This is a genomic window from Selenomonas sp. oral taxon 478 (assembly GCF_001189555.1).
GTDB lineage: Bacteria > Bacillota > Negativicutes > Selenomonadales > Selenomonadaceae > Centipeda > Centipeda felix.
In genome coordinates this window covers 1399708-1416401 of sequence record NZ_CP012071.1, presented here as the reverse complement: position 1 = coordinate 1416401, position 16694 = coordinate 1399708, and the positions used below count along the sequence as shown (strand labels likewise).

At 51.9% G+C, this 16694-nt stretch carries 16 protein-coding genes; all 16 read right to left on the bottom strand.

The features are described from left to right. Window positions 1–122 precede the first annotated feature (122 nt). The 16 genes from ADJ74_RS06680 to pseB all read right to left on the bottom strand — a co-directional run bounded on the left by ADJ74_RS06680 (window position 123) and on the right by pseB (window position 16680). Window positions 123–884, bottom strand: coding sequence for a hypothetical protein (locus ADJ74_RS06680; RefSeq protein WP_050342899.1), 762 nt, complete (start codon window positions 882–884; stop codon window positions 123–125). 119 nt (window positions 885–1003) lie between these two features. Beyond that, a complete protein-coding gene (hcp, locus tag ADJ74_RS06675) occupies window positions 1004–2650 on the bottom strand; it encodes a hydroxylamine reductase (RefSeq protein ID WP_050342897.1) in 1647 nt (548 codons plus the stop codon). A gap of 106 nt (window positions 2651–2756) precedes the next feature. After that, window positions 2757–3569: an NTP transferase domain-containing protein gene (locus ADJ74_RS06670; RefSeq protein WP_084708967.1), complete on the bottom strand. Its 813-nt coding sequence runs from the start codon at window positions 3567–3569 to the stop codon at window positions 2757–2759. A gap of 15 nt (window positions 3570–3584) precedes the next feature. Then, complete coding sequence (locus ADJ74_RS06665; protein WP_050342893.1) at window positions 3585–4511, bottom strand: DMT family transporter; 927 nt, start codon at window positions 4509–4511, stop codon at window positions 3585–3587. Then, entirely contained in the window at window positions 4511–5416 is a 906-nt protein-coding gene (locus tag ADJ74_RS06660; RefSeq protein WP_050342891.1) for a choline/ethanolamine kinase family protein, read from the bottom strand. The genes ADJ74_RS06665 and ADJ74_RS06660 overlap by 1 nt, the downstream gene beginning before the upstream one ends. A 179-nt stretch (window positions 5417–5595) precedes the next feature. After that, window positions 5596–7278, bottom strand: coding sequence for a CDP-glycerol glycerophosphotransferase family protein (locus ADJ74_RS06655; RefSeq protein WP_006689998.1), 1683 nt, complete (start codon window positions 7276–7278; stop codon window positions 5596–5598). A gap of 16 nt (window positions 7279–7294) precedes the next feature. Then, complete coding sequence (locus tag ADJ74_RS06650) at window positions 7295–8251, bottom strand: radical SAM/SPASM domain-containing protein (protein WP_050342889.1); 957 nt, start codon at window positions 8249–8251, stop codon at window positions 7295–7297. A 24-nt stretch (window positions 8252–8275) separates the two neighbouring features. Continuing rightward, a complete protein-coding gene (pseI, locus tag ADJ74_RS06645) occupies window positions 8276–9295 on the bottom strand; it encodes a pseudaminic acid synthase (protein ID WP_006690000.1) in 1020 nt (339 codons plus the stop codon). 3 nt (window positions 9296–9298) lie between these two features. Continuing rightward, on the bottom strand, window positions 9299–9784 hold the full coding sequence (locus ADJ74_RS06640; protein WP_050342887.1) for a GNAT family N-acetyltransferase: 486 nt from the start codon (window positions 9782–9784) through the stop codon (window positions 9299–9301). After that, window positions 9747–10823 (bottom strand): UDP-2,4-diacetamido-2,4,6-trideoxy-beta-L-altropyranose hydrolase, encoded by a 1077-nt coding sequence (pseG, locus tag ADJ74_RS06635; RefSeq protein WP_050342885.1) that lies wholly within the window; start codon window positions 10821–10823, stop codon window positions 9747–9749. The genes ADJ74_RS06640 and pseG overlap by 38 nt, the downstream gene beginning before the upstream one ends. Window positions 10824–10846: 23 nt before the next feature. Then, entirely contained in the window at window positions 10847–12139 is a 1293-nt protein-coding gene (locus ADJ74_RS06630; protein ID WP_084708966.1) for an aspartate aminotransferase family protein, read from the bottom strand. Between the two features lie 50 nt (window positions 12140–12189). Then, on the bottom strand, window positions 12190–12933 hold the full coding sequence (locus ADJ74_RS06625) for a glycosyltransferase family protein (protein WP_253271680.1): 744 nt from the start codon (window positions 12931–12933) through the stop codon (window positions 12190–12192). Between the two features lie 37 nt (window positions 12934–12970). After that, complete coding sequence (locus ADJ74_RS06620; protein WP_050342879.1) at window positions 12971–13627, bottom strand: trans-aconitate 2-methyltransferase; 657 nt, start codon at window positions 13625–13627, stop codon at window positions 12971–12973. A 12-nt stretch (window positions 13628–13639) separates the two neighbouring features. Next, on the bottom strand, window positions 13640–14521 hold the full coding sequence (locus ADJ74_RS06615) for an aldo/keto reductase (RefSeq protein ID WP_050342877.1): 882 nt from the start codon (window positions 14519–14521) through the stop codon (window positions 13640–13642). Between the two features lie 18 nt (window positions 14522–14539). Continuing rightward, a complete protein-coding gene (gene pseC / locus ADJ74_RS06610) occupies window positions 14540–15700 on the bottom strand; it encodes a UDP-4-amino-4,6-dideoxy-N-acetyl-beta-L-altrosamine transaminase (protein WP_050342874.1) in 1161 nt (386 codons plus the stop codon). Beyond that, on the bottom strand, window positions 15697–16680 hold the full coding sequence (gene pseB / locus ADJ74_RS06605) for a UDP-N-acetylglucosamine 4,6-dehydratase (inverting) (protein WP_040572377.1): 984 nt from the start codon (window positions 16678–16680) through the stop codon (window positions 15697–15699). Before pseB ends, pseC begins: the two co-directional genes overlap by 4 nt. Between the last annotated feature and the right edge of the window lie 14 nt (window positions 16681–16694).

The following is a 16694-nucleotide window of genomic DNA, read 5'->3' as shown; positions in this document are numbered from 1 at the left end:
TCGGACGAAAAAATCTACGCCAATCCAAGGGACTGTTTTATCAGCGATTCCCTAGAAAGACAGCGGACGGAAATGCACTTCCGTCCGCTGTCTTTTTATGCAATTACTGATAAACAAGCTCCCTATCTCCCCACCGCGTAAAAAATCACATGTGTACCATCCTCGGAGATGCCGATGATGTCCGCGCGCGGGCGGTCAAAATCATCGCTGCCGTTCCACACGTAGAAGGCATACTTCCCCGTCAGCTCCTCCCACTTTGCCGGGTGCGGCGTATAGTCAAAGAAGATGCGCTGCCAAAGGGGAAGTGCGGCAAAGCGCGGAAGCACCTTGCTCTCATCCACCACGATGCGCGGCACACGGATCGTATCGTTGATATAGGGATGGCGCGTACGGAGTTCCGAGTGCTCACGCCCCTGCAGCTCATATTTGCGGATATTTTCCTTCGTATCACCAAAGGAAAGATATGACTCATCCCATCCCCGCCCAAAGCTGACGCGGCTCCACACCGTGACATCATACGCTGTCGACGGAATCTCATGCGGGAAAAAATCGCGCCGTATCTCCGCATAGTTCTCCCGCCCATTCGGCGAGAAATCGGAATAGAAAAAATACCCGATAAAGATCGATGCCGTCATGGCTCCGACCACACAGAGCGAAAAAGCGATGCCGATCATCAACTGGCCCAAGTCGCCAAGCCTACGCCCGAGGAAATAGACCAAGAGCGTGAGGAGCGCCATCAAGACAGCGACATAGGCAGAGCCAAAATCTTGGATAAATCCACAGCAAAAAAGACCGATCACCAAAAAGGCCGTTGGCGGACGAAATGCACGCAGATTCTCCCATAATATCTGTGCAATACGAAAAAACCTCCTGAACCTCTGCATAACCTCCCCCTTACATTTTCTAATCTCTCTATCATACGTATCATATCATAAACATAACAATAATAAAAGCGTCTGCCATGCACGACAGACGCTTTTTTCAAAAATCAATGATGGCTGGCTTATACCGCCGTACCCTCGATGCCGAACGCTCTCATGTCGTCCGCCACGTTCGTGATGCCGCCGATGCCGAACGTCTCCACGAGTACCTTTGCCACATTCGGCGAGAGGAACGCGGGCAGCGTCGGACCGAGGTGGATGTTCTTCACGCCGAGGTGAAGCAGAGCAAGCAGTACGATGACTGCCTTCTGCTCATACCACGCGATATTGTATACCACGGGCAACTTGTTCACATCGTCGAGACCAAACACTTCCTTCAGCTTCAGTGCGATGAGGGCAAGCGAGTAGGAGTCGTTGCACTGTCCTGCATCGAGCACGCGCGGAATGCCGCCGATGTCGCCGAGATTCTTCTTGATGTACTTGTACTTTGCGCAGCCCGCCGTCAGGATCACCGTATCCTTCGGCAGTGCCTCAGCGAAGTCCGCATAGTACTCACGCGACTTCATACGGCCGTCGCAGCCCGCCATCACGACGAACTTCTTGATCGCGCCGCCCTTGACGGCCTCAACAACCTTATCTGCCACAGCAAAGACCTGCTCGTGGGCAAACCCGCCGACGATCTCGCCTGTCTCGAGCTCCGTCGGAGGTGCGCACTTCTTTGCACACTCGATCACGGGCGTGAAATCCTTCTCGCCATTCACGAGGGGAATATGCGTGCAGCCCTCCACACCGACCGCCGCCGTTGTAAAGAGGCGATCCTTGTAGCTGTCCTTCGGCGGCACAACACAGTTCGTCGTCATGAGGATCGGTCCGTTGAACTTCTCGAACTCCTCCTTCTGCTGCCACCACGCATTGCCGTAGTTTCCGACGAGATTGTCGTACTTCTTGAACTTCGGATAGTAGTGCGCAGGGATCATCTCGCCGTGCGTGTAGACATCAACACCCGTGCCCTTCGTCTGCTCGAGGAGACGCTCGAGATCCTTGAGATCATGACCCGAAATGAGAATGCCGGGACGGGTGCCGACGCCGAGCTTCACCTTCGAAATCTCGGGGTTGCCGTAGCTCTCCGTATTCGCCTTGTCGAGGAGTGCCATGCCCGCAACGCCCCACTTGCCCGTCTCAAGGACGAGCGCCGTCAGCGCATCGCCGCCCAGCGAGTCATCGAGGAGTTTTGCCAGGGCGCTCTGCAGGAACGCATCCACCGCCTCGTCCTCATACCCGAGCGCATTCGCGTGCTCCATGTACGCCGAAAGCCCCTTCAGACCGTACATCGTCAGCTCACGCAGACTGCGCACATCCTCATTCTCCGTTGCGAGCACGCCGACCGTCTTGGCCTTCGCCGCAAATTCCGCACGCGCGCCCGTCCACTGCGCCGCCGCGGGGAGCTCTGACGCATCGCCGAGCTCGTGCAGGAGCTGAGCCTTCAGTGCGAGGCTCTCCTCGATCACATCCATGATCGCCTCACGGTCAAAATTGGCATTCGTAATCGTCACGAACAGATTCATCGTAATGCGATGATTCGTCTCCACCGAGACCTGCTTGCCCGCCGCACGCAGCGCCGTCGTCACCGCACCAAGTCCCTTCGTCACATAGACGAGGAGATCCTGCATCTCCGCGACATCCGGTTTCTTGCCGCAGACGCCCTGCACCGTGCAGCCCTTTCCGCCTGCCGTCTCCTGACACTGAAAGCAAAACATCTTAGCATCCATAGATAACTCTCCTTTGCGAAAATCCACATTTCTTGTGTCCGATTATAGCAAAGGGAATACTCCATCGACGTAACATATGTTACTAGAGAATAATCAATAGTAATTCTCAGTTTATATAATCCTGCACTGCGAAGCTCTCATCAAACGCCTGTATATCCGCCAGTGTATCAAATTCATAAATGATGCCGTCTGCGTACTCCCGCCGTTCGAGCGTGAGTTCCTCAATATGGCGCATATAGAACTGCTCCCAGAGCAGGCCGCGCACGGATGCATCCTGCTCATACGCCTTGCGCAGGAGCGCAGCGAAATGCGTGCTGAACGCCCGTGAGAAGTATGCCTGCCCGAGCATATACCATCCATGTGCTCCGCCGATCTGCACATCGGTGATGCGTCCATCGCCGTCCACGGTGAGATAGTACTCCTCGCTGGGTGCATCGCCATACACCGATGCATAGTAGGAGCGGTAGACATACGGTGTAAAAACATTCTCCGTAAAGTAGTTATCTGCCGAGCATATATAGGTATTATCGAGCACGTCGAGCACGCGAAAAAGGGACGACGTATTGTTGCAGCAATGATAGTCCTCATTGTCGACCAGATGAATGTGCGGATCCGATGCCAGATAGGAAAATTGTTCCTTCAGATATCCGACGACGAGGTATATATCCGCAATTCCCGCCGCACGAAGTTGTGCGATCTGACGCTCGACCAGCACCTCACCGCGGACGCGCAGAAGCCCCTTCGGCGTATGGTCTGTGATGGGCGCAAGACGACTGCCATAACCCGCCGCCATCAGCACCGCATTTGTCACGCGATAGGGGGCAAGGCGTTCCGCTGCCTGTGCCCGCCGCACGGCATCATCCGCATCAAGCGATGCGATTGCCGCATCAAATGCATCTTTGGTCATATCGTCTCCCATGCCTCAATCAGTGGCTCATTCAGAATGCGGATACAGCGATACAAGAAGGACTCCGAGAAAGACGAGGCCGCAGCCCAGCACCATCTGTCCCGAGATCTCCGCCCCGGCAATGCCCCACTGCAGCAATACGCCCCATATAATATAGGTCGCATTCGTCGCCATACCGCGCGCACAGCCGATGGCACGATTGACCGCATACCAGAGAAAATAGGACGCGCCCGCAACAGCGCCCGCGGCGGCTAGGGTCATAAAGGACAGAGGAGCTGCGGAGAGTGCATTCAGAAGAGCATCATCCGAGAAAAAGGCCAGTGTGATCCCCAACAAAACCGTTCCCGAGATGCACTCACGCAGCGTAATGGCAAGATCCGGCTCGATGTCTGCCATACCACGTACAGCCAGCACAATCTCACCGCCCCAGCAAAGAGCGGCAAGGATCGCACACGCCATCCCCGGGAGAAGGAGCAGCGGCGCACGATCCGGTGGCACAGCCCCCGTGATCACTCCGCCGGCAACAGCAAGAACGATACCGATACCCATGCGCAGGGTGACCTGCTGATGCAGGAGCAGGCGCGCCAAAAGACAGCCGACAACAGGATAGAGGGCCGAGAGTGCCAGCGCATAGGTCGGTCCCGCCCACAGGATGCCAAGGCAGTAGGAGAGTTGTCCAATCGGCCCGCCAAGCAGGGCGGCGGCACAGAGAAAGAGGCCGGATCGGCTAATGACCGTACGTATTGCACGAAATGTCCCGCGCAGACCATTCACCGCGAGCAAAAAGATCGCGGCACTCATATCGTTGACTGCCGTACAGGCGAGCGGAAAACCAATGCCGACAACAAGCCCTGCCCCTGCCGCCGATGCACCGACACCGTAGAGATAGTTGTTGCAGCCCCAGAGGAGCCCGCTCACGATGCCGAGCATCACCCACATCGGATAGCGTACCATCACAGCATCTCCCACTCTTTCCGCGCTTTGACGGCGTATTCCTTCGCGAAGCGGAACTGATTCTCTTCGTACGAACCGAACGTCACGCCGAGCGAGCTTTTATAGACACTCCAATCGTACCAGAGGAGTCCACCCACCGCCATATAGGTATGGACGCGTGCACGCAGCAGAGCATCAAAGCCCTCAGGGAAGTATGCCGCGATGAGCTGCTCTGTCTCCTCCTCACAATAGTCGGCATAGATGGCAAACATGGCGATGTCAATCAGCGGATCTGACAGACCTGCATACTCCCAATCAATCAGATAGGGGCGCTCACGCCCCTCCACAAAGAGGAAATTATCCGAGACGGCATCAATATGGCAGAGTGTCGCCGCCTCCGCCAAAAACGGAGCGACAAAGGAGCGAAGCGAAAATACCTGTTCCCGCACGGCTATGTAGGTACTGCCTCTGCGAGCCTCCGCCGGCATCAGCGACTCATAAAAGAGCAGCTCGGCAAATGGGTCAAATACTTTCACGCCGCGCAGCCTGCGCTCATGAAAGGAACGCAGCGCAGCCATGCAGGAGGCAACCTCCTCCGCATTGTGTGGGTCACAGACATGGGAGTGCTCATAGTAACGCGAAATCTTATACCCCGGCTGCGTACTTAGTGCCACGATGTGCTCCGTGATGCCCGTGTCAGACAGGAGCTCATAGACTGCCTTCTCGTTTTCGCGGTCGATCAGGCGCTCCGTCCCCTCTCCATTGCAGCGAAAAATATACTTTTTCCCATCCGCGGTAAAGAGGAACGAATCATTTGTCATGCCTTCCTTCAGCGGCAGAAGAATCCCTTTTGCGGCACTCTGCCCAAAATGCAGGCGAATCGTCCGCCGGATCAACTGCTCCTGTGACTCATTCATCGAATCCATTCCTCTTTCTTGCGCATTAGCGAAACACTGATAAATTCGGCACCGCCATCTTAGTACATCCTTTTCGCCCGCTTATCGTCAGCAAATTCTCCACATAACCCTCACTATGTGTCCGGTTGGCTGCCTCAATCGGAAAAATCTACGCCAATCTGGCATATCTCATTTTATCAGCGACTCCTTTACTGGTTTTGCAATGCGTCCTTCAGCATTTCCTTGATGGTTTCGCCGGCATTGACTTGCGTATGATAAAAGTATTTGTCGAGCACTGACACACGCTCTTTGCACATAGGATCTTCCCCCGCAGTGACCATCTCAATAAAGCGGACAATGTGCTCAAAGGTATCGCCCGAATAGTAGTGTGCCAGCACATCGGCATCGTCCTCCGGATATTCCCGATAGTCTGGTGCACCTTTTGTCCCTAGATACAGAACAGGACGCCCCATCAGCAGATATTCCACCAAGATGGATGAAATATCTGAAATCAGCGCATCTGATTTGCAAAATGAGCCTGTCAGATCTCCACATAGGTCTAATGATACATTAGGGATATCTTCGCAATGACGATAAAAGGCCTGAACCTCTTCCTCGCTCATAAATCCCATTTTCGTCACTGCACCATAAAAGAGAGGATGCGGTCGTACGATGAGCCCAAGCTGTGGATGCTCCGCGAAATACTGCAGGATTCTTTCCCCATATTCCCTAAAGGTTGCCGTAGCTTGATCCCAGAAGCCGTAGTCGATCCCCCACAGAAATGTCTTTTTAAAGCGTGCATCCGGCTTGAGCCGCTCCTTTTGCTCGGATATATAGTCCGCCAAGGGCGCACCGGCAAGCGATACATGAGCATTCCCTGACTGGCAGTACATTCCGTACTTGCGGATCTCACGCGATGAGCGCACATAAACACGCCATGCATGCCGATGTATCGGCAAATCATAGAGATACACCTTGTTCTTCTCATCAACAAAAAATGGAATGGAGTATGGGAGATAGACGATCCGGATTCCGTATCTCCTAACATTTTCAACAGAAAACTTTGGGTGATGCCAATCATAGGGATTCGTATAAATGAGCACGTCTGGTCTGCGCTCCGCAAAACGATAAGCAGCCTCTGGTACAAACGGAAGATTACGATCATTCAAAAACTGAAGAAAAGCGGGGTATTCCTTCGCACTGTCCCACGATCGCTCCTGCATATCAATCGCAACGAGTCGGCAGTCAAACAATTCATCCTTCGACAACGCCTCGTACAGACTTTTGACCTTGCACCAAACAGTAGGAAACTCGAGTAAAATATCCACACGCAGGCGCCGATGATTCACTCCAACAGGTGCCTGTACATTTTCAGGAGCTCCAACAGCAGAATGTTCTTTTTTCCGGTCATCACTGAACACGCTGTAGTCCGCGGGCAGCTGCAAGCTTCCCTTCAGTGCATTTTCAAGCAGTATATATTCCACACGGACGGGAACTTTAAGTGACGCGAGTGCACTCAAAAAACGATACGCCGTGGGAGCATCTCCCTTGCTGTGCAGAGACTCTGCCACTTGATACAGGAAATCGGCCACATAGCCCAGAAAATACATACTGACAGCATCAGAAGTTCCGTATCCTGAAAGAGTATCAGCGATCTTCAGTAAGTCCTCCAACCGCACATTTTTCTGTGTTGCATTGTGCAGGATCCGAAGAATACCACTCTGTATCATCGTACACAGATAGATATCCGTATCTTTTGTATGACACAGACGATAGGCTGCAAGCAGTGCATCGACATCCACATTCTCATGCTCTGATTTCTCTATCAGCCCAACTGTAAGGATAAGCGCATCAGCCGTTTTCCCAGACTCAATCAATTCCGCAAGACTCATACTTGTCTCACCTTTCCTATTGGGTTACCTTCTTGCAATTTCGGCAGACCTTATTGAAATTCTTTGTTTTGATCTCTTCTCGTAATTTACGAATCTTTTCCCCCTCCCACATCTCTTTTAACGAAGTATCTCGAATATTCCCCAAGGGGAAATAAGTTCCATACGAGGTACAGCAGGGCAGCACGACACCGTCATATCGAATTGCCAATCTGCGAAACGGCTCTACACACTCTGGCGTGTATTCCGTCACATCAGCCAAATGTTCAATATGTGATGCATCCATCAAAACCTGAAAATCAATAATGTCCGCTTTTCCTTTCCACTTTTCCAAAAAGGCTTCACGTTCATTAACGTTGTCCTCCATCATAACCATGGAAACACGAAGAGAAGGAAATATAGCTTCTCCGCGCAGTGCAATGAAGCGGTCAATATGATTCTCTACCTGATCGAGATCTCCTTTTCGCACATCGTAATAGGTCTCCTTTGTCGCTGCATCCAATGAGACGCTCAGTCGTTTCACGCCCGCATCAATGATCTTCTTTGCTGTTTTCTCATGTAATGCAGAACCATTTGTGATAATTGTAAAATCGAGTACGTCTGCTTCTTTCAAGACATCTAAAATATCTCCAATTTGAGGGTGTATCAGGCACTCTGAAAACGCCCCGACCCACAGGGAAGCGACTTTCATTTCATTGATGTTTGTGACAAGGCGGCGAACACTTTCGACAGGAATATTCACCTTGTCCTTCTCAGGGACAAAGGCCTTGTCACACATTTTGCACTTGTAATTACACCATGAGGTCAGCTCTAACATAATTTCGAGCGGTTTCTCCAGGACATCGTCCATGATGTTCGGCGCATCCCACAGTTCACGGTATCGACGATAGTCACTGCCCTGCGCTTCTGTAATTGCGGCAATTCTTTCCTGACTATAGTATCGCTTTACAGACCCTCTGTCCTCAAAGATATACATGATATAACGCCCCTAAAATTCCTTTTACTCAATCAGATCCCACTGCACAGCAGTTCCACGGGTAATGCTGCAGTTTGCCTTCTTCCCCAAAATGATATCATAATACTTGGGCGAAAGCCCCATCCCTGGACGGATACGGCGCAGGTTTTTCTCCGTAAAGACATCGCCAGCCTTCATATCCTCGACGACATACAGACTGCGGCGGAACTGGAGTGACTTCTGCTCCTGCTCTGCCCTTTCATAGGACACCGTCCCCAACGCGAGTGCTGCTGTACGGCACTCCCGCACAAGCTGTGCCATCTCCGCAGGCTCCAGAGAAAATGCCGCATCGACACCTCCCTCAGCACGCGAGAGGGTGAAGTGCTTCTCAATCACCGCTGCACCAAGTGCAACACTCGCCACTGCCGCACCGATGCCGAGCGTATGATCGGAGAGCCCGACGGTACAGCCGAACAGCTCCCGCATATGCGGAATGGTCCGCAGATTCGTCCCCTCCGGTGAGGCAGGATAGCTGCTTGTGCACTTGAGCAGGGTCAGATCCGTACAGCCATTTTCCCGTACCGTTTGAACGAGATCCGAGAGCTCTGCGACCGTTGTCATCCCTGTCGATGCGATGATCGGCTTTCCCGTGCGGGCGACCTTGCGGATGAGCGGCAGATCCACATTCTCAAACGAAGCGATCTTGTAACAGGGAACGCCAAGATCTTCCAAAAAATCCACGGACGTATCATCAAACGGCGTACTGAAGCCCATAATGCCACGTTCTTTGCATCGCTCAAAGATCGCCTTATGCCATTCCCATGGCGTATGCGCCTTCTCATAGAGATGGTAGAGTGTTTCGCCCTTCCACAGGCTGTCCTTATCAGAGATAAAGAACTCCCCCGTGTCTATGTCAATCGTCATCGTATCTGCTGTGTAGGTCTGAATCTTCACTGCATCGACGCCTGCATCCGCTGCAGCATCAACGATGGCAAGTGCACGCTCCAATGACTGGTTATGATTGCCTGACATCTCCGCAATGATGAAGGGGATCTTCTCTATCATATTCTACTCCCTCGGTCTTCCCGCTATGCCTATTCTTTTTTCATATCGCAGAAGATCATTCTCGCTGTACTCCGTATATTTCAAGGCTATAAAGGCTCTTCGCGAGGCGATATTTTCCTTTTTTACATAACCCACAAGATCCAGATGCTCATTTTCTTCTCCCAGCTTGTCCTCCATCATCTGGAGTATCAGCCGCCCATATCCTCGCGCGCGAAATCTCACATCTATACTATAGCTGATCAGCGCTGTCTCTTGGTCAATACTTAGACGAATTTGCCCTGTTGGCATATTATTGACCATCAGAATGTAAAAGTGTTTTGCCTTCTCCGTGCCAAGTACGCTCTTCAGCCATCGGACATGATCCTCATAGACAATTTTTTCTCCATGAAGAGAGTTCGCACGAGTCTCTCTGTCGTTACGCCATTGAAAGAGGAGCATTGCATCGGCGTATTCAGCAGGGCGCAAATATATTAGTTCCTTCTTCGGCATGATGCTCCACGTCCAATCTGCAAGTGTTCTGTATCTGGGTGAGAGCTTCCGGCTTCGTCATGACATAGAGTGCATGATACAGTGCCATCTCCGTCACTTCATCCCATCGCCCCAGATAGTAAATCAGCCCTGCATCTGCACAGTCGCGGCATATCTCAAGCTGATTCTCGGCAATGGCGGTGACGATTGCCGGCAGACCGAGAAAGCATCGCTCCCACGTGGTTGTTCCGCCGGCTCCGAGGCAGAGGTCAGCGTTCGCCATAAACTCCGCCATGTTGCTGACGGCGCAGTAGGTGTGCAGAAAGTCATGCGATGCACACAGCTCCTCGATCTGTGTGCGATGTGCATTGCTCCCGCCGATGATGACATCAACCTCAACGGCGGGCAGGGAGAGGTGCAGGAGCGCTCGAACAGCCTTTTCAGTCTCATGCGTGACATCACTGCCGCCATAGAATACAAGGATGCGGCGGAGATGGCCGTCCCGCCGGCGCAATTTTTTCTTTGCCGCATAAAACTCCTCACGCAGAAGCGCATAAGAGGGGCCAAGGAGGAGTTTGCAGGAGGGAGGTACAAGCCCGTCATAACGATGCTGCATTGCGCGATAGAAATTCTGATCGAGCAGTATATCGCAGTCATGCTTCCGATTGGCAAGGTCGTCGATCACAAAGATCTCACCGACGAGCGGGCGCACGATCCGCTCCCACACCTCATCGAGTGCATAGCTGTCAACGACGAGACGCATGATCGGTGCAAGTGTACGAAGCACCTCTCCCGTCTCCCGCGCATCCGTTTCCTGCGCAACGGCAAGCCATGCCGCATAACCAGTAAGCGACGGATCATCTGCATGGCGCGGAAGGACGTGCAGCGGAAAGCCTTGCTCACGCACCAGATGATTCAGATTGCCGATGAGATCACGACAGATAAAATGTACCTCTGTCCCCTCGCGCCGCATCCGACCCGCCAGTGTCAGACAGCGCATCAGATGCCCGCTGCCGATTTGCTCTGACGCGTCTGCACGTATTACCGCTATTTTTTGCATCTGCCCATGTCCCGCATCAGAGATCAGCCCAGGACGATCTTCAGCGGTTTCCCTTCCATGTAGGTCTCGGGGTGTCCGCTCCTCAGCGCCTCGCGATAGACCTTCATCGCATCCTCAAACACATTGAGCGTAAAGTCCAGATCCGCCTGCGTGTGGGTATAGCAGGGGAAAATATGCCAGCCAAGCAGCACACCGCGCTTGACGCTCTCCTGCATAAAGATGGAGTTATAGAGCCAGTCTTTCTTCCCCTCGTAGTCTGTATACTCAAGGTTCAGTCGGCAGGGATAGCCCGCGAGATCGATCGGCACATCGAGATCCTTCGCCATCGCACGGAATTTATCCTGGAGGTACTTTCCTTTCGCCCAGATTTCCTTCGTTGCCTCACCGGATTCGAGTTCCTTCATGACGGCAATGCCGGCCGCCAGCGAGAGGCACTCTCCGCCAAAGGTCGTCGAGATGAATACGTTTCTATCCACCTCTTCCATGATGTCCTTGCGCCCCGCCACGATTGAGAGCGGCATGCCGTTCGCCGCTGCCTTGCCAAAGGTCGAAAGGTCGGGCGTGACGCCGAAATATGCCTGTGCGCCCCCGATAGAGAAGCGGAATCCATTGACGACCTCATCAAAGATCAGCAGTGCGCCATTTCGGTGACACAGTTCCTTCAAATTTTCGAGGAAGCCGTCCTTTGGCGGCTCGATCTCGACTGCCTCTGTGATGACCGCCGCCACCTCGCCCGGATACGCGGCAAAGTACTCCTCCACCTTCGCCAGATCATTATAGTCAAATTTATGAATAAATTTTCGTGCCTCCGGCAGGATCCCGCCCTGGCGCACACTCTCAGCGGCAGTTGTCCACTCATGCCAGCCATGATACTCACCGCGGATAATATGCTTTCTGCCCGTATAGCTGCGGGCGATGCGCACCGCCGCCTCCGTTGCAGACGACCCTGTCTTCAGGAAGCGCACTTTTCCGGCACTCGGAATATGCTTGACACAGAGCTTTGCATACTCTACTTCCTCCGGTGCAACGAGAGAGTATCCCATTCCACGGCGCAGCTGGGCAATCACGGCATCATCCACAGCCTTGTACTGATAGCCAAGCAGGATGGGGCCGAGTCCCATATCGTAGTCAATGTATTCATTGCCGTCGACATCCCAGACGTGCCCGTCTTTTCCGTGGTCGATATAGATCGGCGAGACCCCCTGGATGTGCGTCTCAGGCCCTTTGCTGTACAGCTGGCATCCCGAAAGGATATTCTCCTGCGCCTCTTTCCACAGTTCCTCTGACTTCTTCAGGCTTCTCTCATTGATCTTCATGATGGTTTTCCTCCTCTGTCCATTCCGATGCCGCTGTATTTCTGCCCTGATTACAGCACTCTCTCATCTGCGATGGACTTTTTCAGCCCCTCGTTGCGCATAATTCCCTGATTGATATGGGCGAGTGTTTCATCTTCACGAAACAGTGTGAGAATGTCTTCCATAGTAAAGTCGGGATGCTGCGGATAAAGCCGCTCGTAAATCTTCTCGATCAATGCGAAGTCCTGCGGCTCATCCACCGTCCAGCGCATCGCTCCATAATCCTCAGCGCAGTCCACCGTACCGACGCGAAACAGTTCCGGATGACGGCGGATATACAGCGTTACATGCTCACGCTCAGACGGAAGATCTGCCTTCTGATAGGCTTTCTCCAATGCCGCATAGGTCATAACCTCCGTATCGAGGCCGTCGGGAAAGCGTTCCGTCGTGCTCGTGTAGTCATTATGCTCCGCAATATGTTGTGCAGTCACCTGATCGACAATATGCGGATCGATGACGGGACAGTCCCCTGTCAGGCGCACGACATGGGTCGGCATATACCTCTGTGCACAGTGATAATACCGCCCCAGGACATCATCCAGACTGCCGCGATAGACATCATGGCCTGCCGCCTCAACCGTCTGTGCGAGCTCATCATCCGTCGGATCCGTACTTGTGGCGAGCACGAGCCGCGTAATCTCGCGGCACTCCTTCAGCCGGTCCAGTTCGCGCAGAATCATTGCTCGTCCCAGGAGCGGCCGCAGGACTTTTCCGGGCAGGCGGCTGGACGATGTCCGCGCCTGCAAAATTGCCAAGACCAATGTATGTCTCCTCTGAATCACGGCAACGAAATCATTGCGTTAAGACATAATACTCTTCGTTTTCCATCTTGCGCAGTGCAGCGCACATCCCTCGAGCCTCGGAAGGTGCGTACCCATACGTCTGTTTGTCATGGTCAAAGGAAAATACCGCAGTCTCTCGATATAGGCCTGTCGCTTTGAAAAAAGCCGTATAATCCTGTTTATATGTATAGACTTCCTCATCCGGCAAATGGTGATACTTCCTTTTTTGCTGATAGTCGGGGTCAAAATCGCCAATAACAAGTGTACCTCCCCTGTGAACAAGCGCATCAATCCTGCTCATGGATTGAACCAGAAGGCTTCGATCTACCCAATGCAGCACAAAATTGCATATAACAAGATCAAACGATGTATCATACGGAATCTCATGTAATGCCTTTTGCTTCAGATGAATCTCTGGAAAGGCATCACATCCCGCCTCAATGGCTTCGTTCGAAATATCATAGCCATAACATACAGCATGGAACTTTTGCCGCAGGTACTCCAGCCGATATCCATTGCTGCATCCAACCTCCACAATACGCCGCGGCTGAACTCCTATACTTTCGATCATACGGCAAACGAAATCATCCTTTGGAACCAGTTTCACTTTATTTCTCTCGTACCATTGATCTCCTTCGCCACTTTGAAAAATTTCATCTTGTGTCATAGAAATTCCCTTCTACCAAAGGTTCGGTTGAACCACGCGTGCCGGCACATTGAAAGACACGCCCCGAAGATGCCTATAGCACTGTACAGCTGTTGTCTCCTTTTGCGATATCCTAACATTTTCTAGAAGTTGGTTGGGCGTATCCACCCCAAAAACGACATAGTCAATATAAGGGTGCGAAAGTGTATAAAGTAATGCCGCCTCTGCTGGTGAACACCCACAATCCCGCGCCAGCTCATGAAAACATGCAATTGCTCTTCCGCTGCCCCCAACATGCCTCTCTGCCTCCTGCGGCTGCATAAGGAGAAGCCCCTGTAAAAATACACTCCGGGCAAAGATAATTTTTCCATGCTCCTTTGCCAATGTAAAAAAAGAGCACCCATCCAGCCGCTGATCTAACACATTGTATGGCACTTGGATCACGTCAATGCGATCATCATGTGCTGCCCGCATGGCATCTTGCGGTTCATAGATGCTGACCCCGATTTTTTTCGTCAGACCACTATCTTTCGCGACACACATTCCATCCATAATGCCGCTCTTATCTAAATCATCTGCACGGTGGAGCATATAGCAAAATAGCTGCTCTGCATCCAAACGATGAAGAGATGTACGGAGTCCTGCAAGCACTGCTTCAGTGCAGTCTGCCGTTCCAGGAGCCAATTTTGATGCAAGATGTACCCCCTTGCGGGCAAGGCCATAACGCCCTAAGACATCTTCGGAGGTCCCATAAGCACTTGCCGTATCAAACATCCGAACCCCCGCAGACAAAGCCGTATCCAAAACGGCAAAAGCCTCCGCATCCGTCGGCTGCCGTCCAAGCGCATTGTTGACGCCATATTGCATACCGAACTGCACCGTACCGAGACAGAACTTATCCGTCAGTTTCCGCACAGATATCCTCCCATATTCTCATTGCTGCAAAACGTTCCGTAAAGATTCCACAATATAGTTCTGCTGTTCATCTGTCAGTTCATAAAAGAGCGGGAGCGTAAATGCTTCTTCATAGTATTTCTCACTTTGTAGAAAATCGCCTCGATAAAATCCTAATTTTTCATAATACGGTTGACGGTGTACTGGAATATAATGGAGATTAAGTGCGATCCCCCGCTTCTTCATCTCTTCGAAGACCTGTTGTTTTGTCTTCCCAATTTGTTCATGATTTATCCTTATAATATAGATATGCCATGAAGGATGTGCTTCTGTCATCACATACGGCGTTACAACAGGAAGCCCCTGCAGGAGAGTATCATACCGCGCGGCGAGTGCTCTGCGCCGCGCGACAAATTCGTCCAGGCGATCCATCTGACTGCATCCAAGCGCCGCCTGCATGTCCGTCATGCGATAGTTAAATCCGAGTGCAATCTGCTGATAGTACCAAGGCCCATCACTTTCATGTGTCATATATTTCGGATCACGCGTAATCCCATGACTGCGATAGAGGCGCAGTTTTTCATAGAGAGCGGCATCATTCGTCAGAACCATGCCGCCTTCCCCCGTCGTAACAATCTTAACGGGATGAAAGCTGAACACCGTCATATCAGAAAAAGCGCAGCTCCCGACCTTCGTATCAAGATAATCTGCCCCCACTGCATGGGAGGCATCCTCCGTGATAGCAAAGCCATATTCATCGGCGAGAGCACGAATACGGCGCATATCGCAGGACTGTCCAGCAAGATGAACCGGAATGACCATCTTGGGAAGCTTTCCCTCTGTCTTCGCCATGCGGAGTTTTTCCTCCAAGAGGTCTGCACTCATGTTGTAGGTTTTCGCATCAATATCGACAAAGTCAACATCCCCGCCGCAGTATAGTGCACAGTTCGCCGAGGCAACAAAGGTGATAGGGCTCGTCCATAGGACATCGCCCTTTCCCAGCCCTGCAGCAAGACACGCGATATGGAGTGCGGCCGTCGCATTGCAGACAGCGACGGCATACTTCGCGCCGCAGTAATCCGCCACGCGGCGTTCAAACCGCTCAATCGCAGGCCCCTGTGTCAGAAAATCCGAGCGCAGTACCGACTCGACCGCCTGAATATCTGCCTCATTGATGTCCTGCCGTCCATAGTATATCATGGGTTCATCTCCCGAAGTTCATCGACCGTCAAAAAGTGTGAATTTGTTCCAGAATCATAGGAAAATCCATCTGAAACGAGATGTCCTTCTTCTCCAAGCATATTTTTTGTATAGTCGCCGCCAAAGTTTGGCGTGGACGGCCGAATAACAAAATGATCCGAAAATTCGATGGTATCATAGTACAGATCTGCAGGACACATAACTTCATGAAGCTTTTCTCCTGGGCGAATGCCAATTACTCGTATTGGAATATGGGGGGCAATGGCCTTCGCCAAATCTGTAATCCGCATCGATGGGATCTTTGGTATAAAGATTTCCCCGCCATGCATACGCTCAAAACTCTTCAATACAAATCTAACACCATCCTCCAACCGCAGCCAGAATCGTGTCATGCGCGTATCTGTAATAGGTATAGACTCTGCCCCTTCCTCAACCAGACTTTTAAAAAAAGGAACAACAGAACCACGCGAGCCAACGACATTCCCATAGCGCACGACAGCAAATCGCGTTCCACGATCCCCTACAAGACTATTTGCCGCTGTAAAGAGCTTGTCCGATGCCAATTTCGTTGCACCATACAGATTGATGGGGTTCGCCGCTTTATCCGTAGAAAGGGCTATCACCTTTCTTACGCCCGCAGCAATCGCTGCATTGATGACGTTCTGTGCTCCATGAATGTTCGTCTTAATGCACTCCATCGGATTATATTCTGCTGCCGGAACCTGCTTGAGCGCCGCCGCATGTACGACGTAATCAACCTGGTACATCGCCTGTTTCAGCCGTGCTTCATCTCGCACATCACCGATAAAATAGCGCATACAGGGATCATCAAATACCTGCTGCATCTCGAATTGCTTGAGTTCATCACGGGAAAAAACGATCATTTTTTTAGGCGTGTATTTCTTGAGTACGGTTTCTATGAATTTCTTCCCAAACGATCCTGTTCCACCTGTAACAAGTATACTTTTGTTGTTGAACAAATGAATCATCTCCA